Source organism: Pedococcus sp. P2_E5 (genome assembly GCF_056403895.1).
Window position 1 is genome coordinate 1 of sequence record NZ_JBFUEP010000003.1, and the last position, 13,235, is coordinate 13,235.

At 71.0% G+C, this 13,235-nt stretch carries 8 protein-coding genes and 1 pseudogene; 4 read left to right on the forward strand and 5 right to left on the reverse strand.

What is annotated here, in order from left to right:
* The first annotated feature begins 2 nt into the window (after window positions 1-2).
* Both AC1DVZ_RS01395 and AC1DVZ_RS01400 read left to right on the forward strand, forming a co-directional pair.
* Window positions 3-713 (forward strand): class I SAM-dependent methyltransferase, encoded by a 711-nt coding sequence (locus AC1DVZ_RS01395; RefSeq protein WP_477616397.1) that lies wholly within the window; start codon window positions 3-5, stop codon window positions 711-713.
* Entirely contained in the window at window positions 710-4,891 is a 4,182-nt protein-coding gene (locus tag AC1DVZ_RS01400) for an alpha-(1->3)-arabinofuranosyltransferase domain-containing protein (protein ID WP_477616398.1), read from the forward strand. Before AC1DVZ_RS01395 ends, AC1DVZ_RS01400 begins: the two co-directional genes overlap by 4 nt.
* Window positions 4,892-4,925: 34 nt before the next feature.
* On the opposite strand, the pseudogene AC1DVZ_RS01405 reads toward AC1DVZ_RS01400, so the two are convergent.
* Both AC1DVZ_RS01405 and AC1DVZ_RS01410 read right to left on the reverse strand, forming a co-directional pair.
* Window positions 4,926-5,957, reverse strand: a pseudogene (locus AC1DVZ_RS01405) (acyltransferase family protein); the annotation flags it as partial.
* Entirely contained in the window at window positions 5,954-7,945 is a 1,992-nt protein-coding gene (locus tag AC1DVZ_RS01410) for a hypothetical protein (RefSeq protein WP_477616399.1), read from the reverse strand. The pseudogene AC1DVZ_RS01405 and the gene AC1DVZ_RS01410, both read right to left, overlap by 4 nt.
* Before the next feature lie 136 nt (window positions 7,946-8,081).
* Here AC1DVZ_RS01410 and pgfA point away from each other — a divergent pair, with 136 nt between their 5' ends.
* Window positions 8,082-9,080 (forward strand): cell envelope lipid trafficking protein PgfA, encoded by a 999-nt coding sequence (gene pgfA / locus AC1DVZ_RS01415; RefSeq protein WP_477616400.1) that lies wholly within the window; start codon window positions 8,082-8,084, stop codon window positions 9,078-9,080.
* Window positions 9,081-9,167: 87 nt separating this feature from the next.
* Here the strand turns inward: pgfA and AC1DVZ_RS01420 are convergent, their stop codons facing one another.
* The gene (locus tag AC1DVZ_RS01420; protein ID WP_477616401.1) at window positions 9,168-9,560 is read right to left on the reverse strand and encodes a hypothetical protein; all 393 of its coding nucleotides are present in this window, start codon (window positions 9,558-9,560) and stop codon (window positions 9,168-9,170) included.
* Window positions 9,557-10,372: a class I SAM-dependent methyltransferase gene (locus tag AC1DVZ_RS01425; RefSeq protein WP_477616402.1), complete on the reverse strand. Its 816-nt coding sequence runs from the start codon at window positions 10,370-10,372 to the stop codon at window positions 9,557-9,559. The genes AC1DVZ_RS01420 and AC1DVZ_RS01425 overlap by 4 nt, the downstream gene beginning before the upstream one ends.
* 152 nt (window positions 10,373-10,524) lie before the next feature.
* Between AC1DVZ_RS01425 and rpsA the strand changes: the two genes are divergently transcribed.
* The gene (gene rpsA, locus AC1DVZ_RS01430) at window positions 10,525-12,045 is read left to right on the forward strand and encodes a 30S ribosomal protein S1 (protein WP_477616403.1); all 1,521 of its coding nucleotides are present in this window, start codon (window positions 10,525-10,527) and stop codon (window positions 12,043-12,045) included.
* 224 nt (window positions 12,046-12,269) lie between these two features.
* Here the strand turns inward: rpsA and AC1DVZ_RS01435 are convergent, their stop codons facing one another.
* Window positions 12,270-13,229 (reverse strand): ABC transporter permease, encoded by a 960-nt coding sequence (locus tag AC1DVZ_RS01435; RefSeq protein ID WP_477616404.1) that lies wholly within the window; start codon window positions 13,227-13,229, stop codon window positions 12,270-12,272.
* Window positions 13,230-13,235: the final 6 nt, after the last annotated feature.

Sequence of the window (13,235 nt, forward strand, 5' to 3'; positions counted from 1 at the left end):
CGGTGGAGCTGTTCCGGGCCTTCCTCGTGGAGCAGACCGATCCCGACCGCTTCTACTCGACCCTGGCCGTCGACTCGGTCGCGGAGGTGCGCCGGTGGACGACGCTCGAGGGCGCCACCGTCGTCGACATCGGTGGGGGACCGGGCTACTTCGCCGACGCCTTCGTCGCAGCCGGAGCCGGGTATGCCGGTGTGGAACCGGACGTGGGCGAGCTGACGGCGCGCGGCCAGGTGGGGGCCAACGCGGTGCGGGGTTCTGGCCTTGCACTGCCCTTCGCCGACGGCTCGGTGACCGTCGCGTACTCGAGCAACGTGCTCGAGCACGTGCCGGAACCTGAGGCGATGGCCGACGAGATGCTGCGGATCCTGCAACCAGGTGGCCTCATGGTGCTGTCGTGGACCCCGTGGCTGTCGCCCTGGGGTGGGCACGAGACGGCACCGTGGCACTACCTGGGGGGTCGGCGGGCCGCCGACAGGTATGCCGCGAGGCACGGCAAGCGCCCCAAGAACGACTTCGGTCGCTCCCTGTTCGCCTGCTCGGTGGGGCGGATGATGCGCTGGCTGGACGCCGTCGAGGCGACGGGGGCCGTGCGGGTCGTCGAGGTGCTGCCGCGGTACCACCCCTCGTGGGCGAAGTGGGTCATCCGTGTCCCCGGGCTGCGCGAGGTGGCGTGCTGGAACAGCGTCATCGTCGTGCGGAAGCGGGCCCGGTGACCGTTCCTGTCCCGGGGACGAACGAGCGCGCCGCGGCGGTCTTCCGTCAGGTCCTGGTCTCGGTCTTCCTCGTCGTCTTCGCGTTCGTGCAGGACCCGCGGCTGGTCGCCGCGGACACCAAGATCGACCTCACCGTCGACCCGTGGGGCTTCCTGGGTCGGGCGCTGCACCTGTGGGATCCGCTGGGTGCGGCCGGCCAGCTACAGAACCAGGCGTACGGCTACCTCTTCCCGATGGGGCCGTTCCATGCCCTGCTGCACTCGGCCGGGCTCCCGGCCTGGGTGGTGCAGCGGCTCTGGTGGTCCCTGCTGCTGCTCCTGGCGTACCACGGCTGCCGGCTGCTGGCCGGACGCATGGGGATCGGCACGGCGTTCACGGCCTCCCTGGGCGCCCTTGCGTACGCCCTGTCGCCGCGCATCACGGGTGGCCTGGGGTCGATCAGCGTCGAGGTGTGGCCGATGGCGATGGCGCCGTGGGTGCTCCTGCCGCTGATCCGGCCCCGGCCCGGCACCGAGCGGCGCTCGGCCGCCCGGTCCGCGGTCGCGGTGCTCTGCGTGGGCGGGGTCAACGCGGTCGCGACCGGCGCGGTCCTCGTGCTGCCGACGATCCTGCTCGTGCTCCGGCTGCGCGACCGCGCGTCACGCCGGGTGCTGCTCTGGTGGGTGCCGTCGGTCGTCGCGGCGACGCTGTGGTGGGTGGTGCCGCTGCTGCTGCTCGGCCGGTACTCGCCGCCGTTCCTCGACTGGATCGAGTCGGCGTCGGTCACCACCTCGACCGCGTCCCTGCCGGAGGCCCTGCGCGGCACGACGCACTGGATCGCCGCGGTGGTCACGTCCGGGGGTCCGCAGTGGCCTGCGGCGTTCACCGTGCTCACCAGCCGTGCGACCGTCCTGGCCGGGCTGGAGATCGCGGTCCTCGGGTGCTGGGGCCTGGCTCGCAGCGACCTGCGGCACGCCCGCTTCCTCCAGCTGGGCCTCGTCGCCGGCCTGGTCCTGCTGACGCTGGGCCACACCGGGCCGCTCGCGCCGCCGTGGGCGGACACCCTGCAGCACCTGCTCGACGGACCCCTCGCACCGATGCGCAACGTGCACAAGTTCGACCTGGTGGCGCGCCTGCCCATCGCCCTCGGACTGGCCCACGTCCTCGCCGCCGTGCGCATCCCCACCACGGGCAGGGTGGTGGTGCACCGCGTGCTCCAGGGCGTCACCATCCTCGCCGTCACGGCCATGGTCCTGCCGACCGCGGTCACCGGGGTCACCCAGCGGGGCTCCTACCTCGGCGTGCCCGACTGGTGGAAGCAGGCTGCCGACTTCCTCGGCCAGCGGCCGCACGACCGCACCCTGGTCCTGCCGGGGTCGCAGTTCTACCAGGGCCTCTGGGGTGCACCGCGCGACGAGCCGCTCCAACCGCTGGCGTCCGCACCCTGGATCGTCCGTGACGGCGTGCCGCTGGGGTCGGCCGGGGCCACCCGGCAGCTCAACGCTGTCGAGCAGCTGGTGACGCAGGGCCGGGGTGGCGACGAGCTGGCGAACCTGCTGCGGGGTCTTGGCGTCAGCCGGGTCCTGGTCCGGGCGGATCTCGACTGGCGTGCCACGGGCGCACCGGCCCCGCTCGTGGTGCGCCGGGCCCTGCTCGACACCCCGGGCGTGCAGCCCGGCCGCCCGTTCGGCCCTTACCTCGGCGGCAGCCCTCGCGCCGACGTCGCCGTCGACGACGGCATCGACCAGGGCGTCCCCATGCTCCAGGTCTTCGACGTGGCCGGCAGCGACCCCGTGCAGCCGACGCTCTCGCCCGCGAGCACGGTCTCGGTGGCGACCGGTGGTCCCGAGGCCGCGGCGCGCGAGACCGGGCACTGGGTCCTCGCCTCCGACCGGGACTCGGTCGGCGCGCTGCGTCGAGCTGGCGGTGCCTTGCGCACGATCGGCACGGACACGGCCCAGCGTCGCGAGGCGTCGTTCGCGGCCATCCGTGACTCCTACGGGCCGCCGCTACGTGCGGACGAAGCCTACAGCGCGACCCGCAGCAGCCACGACTGGCTGCCGACGGTATTCCGCGTCCCCACGGACCAGACGGTGGCGCAGGTGACCGGGGGAGCCGTGGTCACTGCTTCGTCGAGCCTGGCCACGCCGCTGCTCGGCCAGCAGCTCCAGCTCGCCCAGGGTCCGTATGCCGCGTTCGACGCCAACGGGGAGACGGCGTGGGTCTCCGCTCGCGAGGCCACCGGCTCCTGGGCACGGGTGGCCTGGCCGAAGCAGGTGACACCGGGAGACGCGCTGACCGTCCGGTTCGACGCCACCCGGTCGGCCGACGTCTCCGCCGTCGAGGTCCGCACTGAGAACGGTCGGGCCCGCACCGGCGTCGATCCGATCGCCGGCACCGGCGACCAGCGCAACCAGTCCGTGGTCGCCCGCGTGCCGGAGGGACCGACGCGCTACGTCGAGGTCCGCATCGCGGCGGTCCGTGGGCGACCCGGCGCCCCGGTGGCCGTCGCCGACATCGGTGCGGGGGCCCTGCCGTCCACCGCCGAAGCGCTGCGCGTCCCCGATGCTGGTCGCGCAGACGAGTACCGGTTCGCCGTCACCCGGGACAGCCGACGACCGTGCGTCGAGGACGTCGACGGGTACGTCCGCTGTCAGATCGCCCGCACGAGGCAGGGTGAGGAGGAGCACGCCCTGCGTCGTGTGGTGCCCGGCGCGCAGGGTGGCTACACCGTCGCGGGGACCGTCGTTGCGCGTCCGGGCGACGCGCTCGAGGCCATGCTCGACACCCAGCAGGGGGTGAGGGTGTCCAGCCCCAGCCGCTGGACCGACGACCCCCAGGTCCGTCCCGGCACCGTCGTCGACGGCGACCCGGCGACGTACTGGGCGTCCGACCCTGCCGACAGCACCCCCGAGCTGACCCTCCGGCTCGGCCACGAGCAGACCTTCTCCGAGCTCGTGCTCGAGACCGCGCCGGCCATTACTGGCGCCCGCCCGATGAAGGTGCGGGTCACCGTCGGCGGCCAGAGCTTCGAACGCGCCGTCCAGCTCGACGGCACCATCCACCTGCCCCGGACCGCGGCCCGAACGGTCACCGTCACCATCCTCGCCGCCACCACCAGCCGCACCGTGCGCACCGGCGGCGTGGTCGGTCCCATGCCGGTCGTCATCGGCGAGCTGCGCGTGGGCAAGCAGGCGTGGCCCGCGCTGGACCCCGGGCGCGAGGTCGGCCGCGTGTGCGGCTTCGGCCCCGAGCTCGTGGTCGAGGGGAAGCGGGTCCCCACGGAGGTCACGGGGTCGGCTGCCGACATCGTGGCTGGCCGCCCGGTCCGGTATGCCGCCTGCGAGCCTGTGTCGCTGGGCGACGATGTTGAGGTGTCCTCGAACGCCTCGGCGGAGTTCCTGCCCGACACCCTCGTCCTGCGCTCCCGCGATGCCACGGTCGCGACGGCGAGCACCGCCTCGGACACGGTGCTGGGTTGGAAGGCCTACTCGGCCACGTCACGGTCGGTGGACGTCGCCACCTCCGACGGAGCCCGGGTGCTCGGGATCGACGAGAACGCCAACCCGGGTTGGCGGGCCACCCTCGGCGGGCGCCCCCTCACGCCCGTCATGCTCGACGGCTGGCACCAGGGCTGGGTGGTGCCGGCCGGCGCCGGGGGTGTGGTCAGCCTGGAGTTCACGCCGCAGAGGCCCTTCCTCGCAGGCCTCGTGGTGGGGCTGTTCACCGCCCTGCTGGTCGTGCTCCTCGCCTTCTGGCCCGCCCGGGGCGGTACCCGAGCCGCCGCCGAGGCGCCCCGGGCGCGGCGGGCGGTCCGGGCGCCGTCGGCGGTCCCGCTCGTGCTGGCCGCAGCAGGCACGGTGGCGCTCGGCGGACTCTGGGCCGTGCTGGCCCTGGCCGTGGCCGCCCTCGTCGTGCGACGCTCGCGCAGCGCCGAGCTGCTCGTCCTGCTGACGGGCACCCTCATGGTGGGGGTGGCCGCCTGGGCGCCCTGGTCGCACCCGGCGGCGACCAACCGGGGCGCATTGGCGACCGGTCTGGCCCTCCTACTGGTCGCGGCGCTGGTTGCGGCTAGCTCGCTGCGGCAGCGACCTGCGGGGCCGGCACCGGGTCGGGCGCCCTCCGGGTCCGCTGGTGCACCCATCGCAGGACCGGGTGCTCGAGCAGGTACCAGCTCAGCGCCGAGACCGGGACGGTGACCGCCAGCGTCGCGAGAAGGGTGAGCCAGAAGTGGCCGCCGAAGAGCTGGAGCCCGAGGGCCGAGCGCACGGCATACATCAGGGGCAGGTGCCACAGGAACACGCCGTAGCTCACCGTCCCGCACCACACCATGACGCGGTTGGACAGGAACCTCGTGACGGCGTCGGTGGCACCCAGCGCGGCCGGTGCGACGACCAGCGCGGCTGCGGCAAGGTAGAGCAGGTGCTTGGCGAGGTCCTCGCTCACGGTGGCGGGTGACAGGTCGTAGGGCCCGGCAAGCCTGGTGGTGGCCAGCCAGATGAGAACGGCCCCGAGCAGCCGGGCCGCGACCGGCACGGACCGGGCCAGTTCGGCCACGGATCGGGCCCAGCCGACCCGTGGGGCACCGATCCGCACGATCGCGATCAGCATGCCGGCTGCGAACCAGTCGAGGTAGCCCGGCAGCCACACCAGCGCGGCCAGGGGCAACCCGGCGAAGCCCTGGCTGACGAGCGCGCGGTAGACCCACACCAGGAGCATGAGCGCCAGCAGCAGGACGGCCTGGGAGGTGAGAGGGCGACGGCCGCGCCCCAGGAGGCGCAGCACGGCCACCAGGAGTGGCAGGGCGAGGTAGAACGCCGCCTCGGTCGACAGGCTCCACAGGTGGTTCAGGGCGGGAATGTGCCAGTCGACGTTGAGCGTCTGGACGAGGAAGGTCGTCGCCAGCCAGTTGGTCGTGGGTGCCCGCCGGGCCTCGGGGACCAGAGCCCAGGTCGCGGCGACGCAGACCACGAACGCGGGCAGGATGCGCGCCGTACGGCGCAGGAAGTAGTCGCGGGTGGTCGGCGCCCGGCCCTCGCCCGACGCGACCCGCGCGTGCGGCAGGTGCAGCAGGAACCCGCTGAGCACGAAGAAGATCGCCACGCCGAAGTCGAGCCGCGACACCAGCCCCGGCAGCACGTGGCCGCCGGTCGTGCCGCAGAGGAAACCCGCGTGGGTCGCGACGACGGCGAGGACGGCGAAGGTCCGCAGCCCCTCGAGGGCGGTCAGCCGCCCGCCGAGGTCGGTGCCCGTGGTGGCCTTCATCGGCCGGCCACCGGGACCACCACTGACGCCGACGTCACGCAGACACCGGCCTGGGGCTGGTGCACCTGCAGTCCGGTGACGCGCACCCCGTACGGCACGCGGAGGCGCACGATGAACGGTCCACGGTCCAGCTGGGTCGGCTTGGCCCACGCGACTGGGTGGGCGACACCGCGGTCGTCCAGCACGTCCAGGCGCAGCGACGTCTGATCACTGACGAGGAGCCCCACCTCGACCAGCTCGTCGCGCTGGTAGGGAATCGGCTGGGATGCGTGGAGCACCAGCGGGGCGGGGTCGGTGGGCAGGACCGGGTGGCCGCAGAAACCCTTGTCGCCCTGGTCGAACCGCTTGACGAGCTGGGTGCGGCCGTCGACCAGGTGGCCGTCGTCGTTGACGTACTGGACGGTCACCTTGTTGAAGGTCACATCCATCCCCGGGTTGAGCAGGAGGACGAGGTCCTCCGTCGAGATCTCGGTCTGCATCCAGCCGGGGATGACATCGTCGGAGATCGGGCCGGGCAGGATCGAGACGGCGGTGTTGAGGCCATACCTGTTGTCCTGGGCGATCCCGGTCCGCAGCGCCTCCACGTATGCCGTGGTCCTGTTCGTGTGCCAACGGTCGGCGAAGCCCTTCCATGACACGACGGTGCCCAGCAGCACCACGAGGACGAGTACCCCGGCCAGCGCGCGACCGCCACCGGACACGCCCGCCGGCCGAGCCGGCGCTGCGGTGCAGCGCCAGCCGAGGAACGCAACGGCCAGCGCGATGACGAGCACGATGGTGCAGTCGGCGTAGAGTCGGACGTCGGCCGCGGTCGCCTGCCCAAACCCCGCGTACCGACCGACGAACAGGAACAGCTCGATCGGCAGGATGTAGGCGGCAGCGACCAGCATGGCCGCACCGACCGGTCGGCGTGAACGACGGGATGCAACGAGGAGCCCGACTGCGAGGCCGCCGCAGGCCAGCGCCGCCAGGGCGACGGGGGTGTGCGCGGCGGACAGAGCCGGCCCGCTCGGCTGCCAGCGCCAGGGGCCGCCGAACAGGCCCGGCACCATGCCCAGCCCGACCGAGCGCACCAGCAGGGTGCCGAGGTCGGCGGCGGTGAGGCGCCCCGTGTGGCCCTGGTCGTAGGGGCCGCTGCTGTAGGCGAGGAGGTAGAGCGCCACCGGCACGGCGAGGACCAGGCCGAGCAGCAGCGCGCGACGAACCCGGGCGCGGGCCCGACCCGTTCGCGGGGCGTCCGTCCACTGGGGGACGAACGCCGCGAGGGCCACCACGAGCGCGCACCCCGCCAGAGCCCGCTCCGAGAAGAGGAGGCCGACACACAGCAGGGGCACGGAGGCGAGCAGCCAGCGCCAGGAGGCCAGCCGCGCCCCCCGAACCACGACGGCTGCGGCCAGGAGCACGAGGGCCAGGGGGAGCAGGGTGGTGAGCGACTGGCGGAACCACGCGACGGCCGAGATGGTGGCCGGCGACACCAGGGCGATGGCGAGAAACACCACTGCAGAGGACCTGGGACCGACGAGCTCTCGGAGCAGGAGCCAGACCGCGAGGCCAAGCAGCAGGTGGATCGCCAGCGTGGCGACGAGCGCCGGCCAGAACTCGAGCGGGGCGTAGCGGGCCTGGAGCCAGTCCAGCGTGCGGGCACCGGGAGCGAGGTGGGTGCCGTTGGAGGAGATGACGAACGCCCAGAACTGTTGGTCACGGGCGTACGCCTGGGCACGGAGGTCGTCGAGGTAGAGCCCGCCACCGGCGACGAGCCACCACACGGGCACGAGGTGGACGAGCACGACGCCCAGTGCGAGGCGGTCGGGACCCGTGAGGTGCGCGCGCAGCCAGCCCAGGTAGCCCGTCATGGGAGCGTGCCACAGCTGGGCGTGGTCGGCCGCCTCGTCGTGCTCAGAGGCGGTGGGCACGGCCTGGTCCTCGCTGCGCTGGGTCAGCGGCCCGTCAGGGCGGGGAGCCGGGGTGAAGACTGGGACGTCGGACAACGCGATCTCTCTCGCTTTGCAGGTGCAGCGCCGGGTCCCTAGGACACGGGTGGAGGCATTCTCCACGTAATGCACCGGAGAGCAGGCTACTCGCTGGTAGGGTCCTGCCACCTCATAACGCAAGGAGAGAGCCGGGATGCGCAAGGTGCTTGGCAGTGTTGCCACGCTTTTGGGAGTTTTGCTGTTGGTTGTAGGTGTTTCAGCGAAGCCGGTTCTGTACGACGGGCTTGCGACCGTCAAGCTGAACCAACGCTCGGTGTCAGTTTCAGAGGGCACGGGCATGTCGTCGCTGCACGTCTACAAGGGCGACGACGGCAAGTCACACTACGACAAGCTCGAGAACGCCCATCTCAAGAGCACACGGAACGTCATCGGCATCCCTGGCAGGGCCAAGGATGCCAAGAAGCAGGACACCGACGCCTTCTGGCAGACCACGGTGCAGTCGCAGGCCGAGATCGACGGCAAGTGGACGGACCTCAGCTACAGCAACGAAGGTGTCTCCTTCAACCGCAAGACCGCTGAGTCCACCAACTGCTGTGGGGACTTCAAGTCCGCCGGTGACCTCGACGACCCGGCCAAGGTCGTCCCCGTCGACCACCAGGGACTGTTCTTCAAGTTCCCGTTCGACGTCCAGAAGAAGACCTACCAGTGGTGGGACGGCGACCTGGGCAAGGCCACCGACATCAGCTTCGTCCGCGAGGAGAAGCTGGAGGGAGTCAGCACCTACGTCTTCCGCCAGACCATCCCCAAGGCAGAGGTGACGCAGCGAGACGTCCCCAAGGCCCTGTTCGGCGACACCGCGACCGGCAACGTCACTGCCACGGTGAACTACGGCAACGTCCGCACGTTGTGGATCGAGCCCAACACGGGCGTCCTGATCAAGGGCCAGGAAGAGGTCGAGAAGTCGCTCACGACCGACGCCTACCCCGAGCTCTTCACGACCAAGGGCACCATCGGGTACTCCGAAGCCACGGTGAAGAAGAATGCCGAGGACTGGGGCTCCAAGGGGTCGCTGCTCGGCTTCATCAACGGTCCCCTGACGGGCATCGCGATCGTGGTCGGGCTGCTGTTGCTCGCCCTCGGACTGTTCCTCACCTTCGGGGGCAGGCGCCGGGGTTCACGCGAAGCCGCCTGACGCGATCCGCAGGACACCGAAGGGCCGCTCGGACTCCGAGCGGCCCTTCGTGGTGCGTGCCCGGCCGTGCTTCGTCGCGTATGCCGTTCAGCTGGGAAGCCAGCCCGGCCACCAGTTCGGCACGTTGTCGGAGCACGTTGGGGAGGTGGACGGGTAGCCATCAGGGGCGCCGAGCCAGCCGAGAACGAGCCAGCTGGCCGCCCAGAGCAGCAACAGGCTGATGGCGAGGGCGACGGGCCGGGGCAGCAGTCGGCGGACGAGCTCGGTCACGGCCCAGACAATGAGGCACCAGAGGGGAAGTGCCAGGAATGCCGTGAGCATGGCCGCGCCAGCGTTGATGCCGATGTCGCACTCCACCGTGGCCTTCGACCGCAACGTGTAGATGGCAGCGGCTGACGCGACGACCAACACGGGCGAGACCCACCAGGCCAGACGGCTGTCCGTGACGTCGTCGGGTGCGGCCGCGGTCGCGGTGTTCATACGCGCGTGCAGACGAAGATCGCGGTGCCGGGGAAGTAGCCGCCACGCAGTGGCGACCAGCCGCCCCAGGTCTGGTCGTTGCGCTCCGGCCACTCCGGCTCGACGAGGTCGACGAGGACCAGGCCTGCGGCCACCAGCTCGCGCACCCGGTCGCCCAGGGTCCGGTGGTGCTCGACGTAGGTCGCCTCACCGTCGGGGTCGGCCTCCACGTACGGGGTCCGGTCGAAGTAGGACTGGGTCATGGTCAGGCCGCCCGACCCGGGGTCGTCGGGGAAGGCCCAGCGGAACGGATGGGTCGTGGAGAACACGAACCGCCCGCCGGGGCGAAGCACCCTCGCCACCTCGCGCATCAGCCGCGCCGTGTCGGCGACGAAGGGCACTGCTCCGTAGGCCGTGAAGACGATGTCGAAGGTGGCCTCCCCGAACGGCAGGGCCACGGCGTCGCACTGGGCGAACGGCACGGGCTGCGCCGGGGGAGCCAGGGTGAGGTTGAGGTCGAGCCCCTGGCGGACCATCCCGGCCGACAGGTCGGTGGCAACGACCTGGCCCCCGGCGGCAGCCACCCAGCGGGCGCACTGGCCCGCGCCGGCCCCGATCTCGAGCACCCGCCGACCCGCCACGTCGCCCAGCAGCCCCAGCTCGTCCTCGCGCCAGCCCTCAGGGCCCCAGACGAAGTCGGCGTCGCCGAGGAACGTGCCGTGCTCGGCGTAGTACTCGCCGGCCTCGGCGTCCCACCACGACCGGTTGGCCGCGGCGGTTTCCTCGGCACCCGCCTCTCGTCGACTGACCTGCGCATACTCACTCACCGGCATACCCCTCGCGTTTTGACCCTGCACGGACACCGTCGGTAAGGTGGAGGTGCACTTCCGTGTGCGCGCTTCGTCGTGCCGTCTCATCGCGGCACGGTCTGCGTGAGCACAACAACCACTTTCTATTCACTGTCCACCATCGGAGTTCCTACTACATGACTGCCAGCACGGTCGAAAAGACCGCCCCTCAGGTTGCCATCAACGACATCGGCACCGAGGAAGAACTGCTCGCCGCGATCGACGCGACGATCAAGGATTTCAATGACGGAGACATCGTCGAGGGTGTCATCGTCAAGGTCGACCGGGACGAGGTCCTGCTCGACATCGGCTACAAGACCGAGGGTGTCATCCCCTCCCGCGAGCTCTCGATCAAGCACGACGTCGACCCCTCTGAGGTCGTCAAGGTCGGCGACGAGGTCGAGGCCCTGGTCCTCCAGAAGGAGGACAAGGAAGGTCGGCTGATCCTGTCCAAGAAGCGTGCGCAGTACGAGCGCGCCTGGGGCACGATCGAGAAGATCAAGGAAGAGGACGGCGTCGTCACCGGCACCGTCATCGAGGTCGTCAAGGGTGGACTCATCCTCGACATCGGCCTGCGCGGCTTCCTTCCCGCGTCCCTCGTCGAGATGCGTCGTGTCCGCGACCTCCAGCCCTACGTGGGCAAGGAGATCGAGGCCAAGATCATCGAGCTCGACAAGAACCGCAACAACGTGGTCCTGTCGCGCCGTGCGTGGCTCGAGCAGACGCAGTCCGAGGTGCGCACCACGTTCCTCAAGGAGCTCCAGAAGGGGCAGGTCCGCTCCGGCGTCGTGTCCTCCATCGTCAACTTCGGTGCCTTCGTGGACCTCGGTGGCGTCGACGGTCTCGTCCACGTGTCCGAGCTGTCCTGGAAGCACATCGACCACCCGTCCGAGGTTGTCGAGGTCGGCCAGGAGGTCACCGTCGAGGTTCTCGACGTCGACATGGACCGCGAGCGTGTCTCCCTGTCGCTCAAGGCGACGCAGGAAGACCCGTGGCAGCACTTCGCCCGCACCCACGCGATCGGTCAGGTCGTCCCGGGCAAGGTCACCAAGTTGGTCCCGTTCGGTGCGTTCGTCCGCGTGGACGACGGCATCGAGGGCCTGGTCCACATCTCCGAGCTGGCCGAGCGCCACGTGGAGCTGCCGGAGCAGGTCGTCACGGTCGGTTCCGACATCTTCGTCAAGGTCATCGACATCGACCTCGAGCGTCGCCGGATCTCGCTGAGCCTCAAGCAGGCCAACGACGACAGCGCGCCCGTCGCCGAGTTCGACCCGACCCTCTACGGCATGGCCGCGGAGTACGACGAGGCCGGCAACTACAAGTACCCGGAGGGCTTCGACCCGGAGACCAACGAGTGGCTCGAGGGCTTCGACACCCAGCGTGAGAAGTGGGAGAAGCAGTACGCCGAGGCCCACACCCGCTGGGAGGCCCACAAGACCCAGGTCGAGGAGGCCACCAAGGCCGACGCCGAGGCTGCCGCGAACGCCGGCAGCGGGACGTCCTACTCCTCCGACTCGGGCTCGTCCTCGTCCTCGTCCTCGTCGTCCGACAGCGACACGGGCAGCGCAAGCAGCCGCCCGGCCGCCCAGGAGTCCGAGGGCACCCTGGCCTCCGACGAGGCCCTCGCCGCACTGCGCGAGAAGCTCACCGGCAACTGAGCCGCTCCACGCGGCCTACCTCGGTATGCCGCGTGGCCGGCACGGTTCGCGTGTCACAGCGAGAGGCCCGGTCCCCCTTGTGGGGGCCGGGCCTCTCGGCGTCCATCCTCCTCGCACTTCTGGCGTCCACTGCGGCACCAGCGGCCCGGAATCGGGGTCTGGTGGGCCACACGTGGCCAGAAGTCGGGGTCTGGTGGGCCACACGTGGCCAGAAGTCGGAGGGCTCAGTGGAGGCGGACGCGGGGGTCCAGCACGGCATACGCGAGGTCGACCAGGATGTTGGCCACCACGACGGCCGCCGCCGCGAAGAGCACGATCCCGATGATCACCGGCAGGTCCTGCTGGTTGATCGCGTCGATCGCCGTCTTGCCGAGCCCGGGCAGGCTGAACACCGTCTCGGTGACCACCACGCCGCCCAGCAGTGAGCCGACGTCGATCCCGAACTGGGTGACGATGGGCGTGAGCGCGGCGCGCAGGCCGTGGCGAAGCACGACGCGGCGTTCGCGGATGCCCTTGGACCGGGCGGTCCGGATGTAGTCCTCGCCCAGCACGTCCAGCATCGAGGCGCGGGTGAGCCGGGTGTAGGTGGCGGCGGAGACCAGGGCGAGGGTGAACCACGGGAGGATGAGGTGGTTGGCCCACCCGGTGAGGCCCCCTGCGAGGGGTGCGTAGCCGCCGGCCGGGAAGGCGGTGTGCCCGGCGAGGGTCAGGCGGAAGTACAGCACGTAGAGCAGCAGGATGCCGAGCAGGAACGTCGGGGTGGAGTAGAAGAACAGGCTCAGCGCCGTCAGGGACCGGTCGGTGAACGACCGCGGGTGCGTCGCGGAGATGACGCCGTTGAAGACGCCGAGGCCGAGCCAGATGAGTGCCGCCCCCAGGACCAGCGAGATGGTGATCGGCAGCGCAGCGCCGAGGATCGTCGTCACCGGTACCTGGTGGTAGTAGTCGTAGCCGAGGTCCCCCCGCGCGGCGTTGCCCACGAAGTCGAGGTACTGCTTCCAGAGCGGTTGGTCCAGACCCAGCCGGTGGGAGATCGCGGCCACCGTCTCCGGGGTGGCCTGGCGACCCGCGAGAGTGCGTGCCACGTTGTTGGGCGCGACGAAGAAGAGGYCGAAGACGGCGACCGTGATCAGCCACAGGACGAGCACGCCGAGGGCCAGGCGTCGGATCAGGAAGCGCACCATGACGGT

Coding starts and splice junctions, on each gene's coding strand:
- rpsA (WP_477616403.1), top strand. CDS start 10,525: ATGACTGCCAGCACGGTCGAAAAGACCGCCCCTCAGGTTGCCATCAAC.
- AC1DVZ_RS01420 (WP_477616401.1), bottom strand. CDS start 9,560: ATGAACACCGCGACCGCGGCCGCACCCGACGACGTCACGGACAGCCGT.
- AC1DVZ_RS01425 (WP_477616402.1), bottom strand. CDS start 10,372: ATGCCGGTGAGTGAGTATGCGCAGGTCAGTCGACGAGAGGCGGGTGCC.
- pgfA (WP_477616400.1), top strand. CDS start 8,082: ATGCGCAAGGTGCTTGGCAGTGTTGCCACGCTTTTGGGAGTTTTGCTG.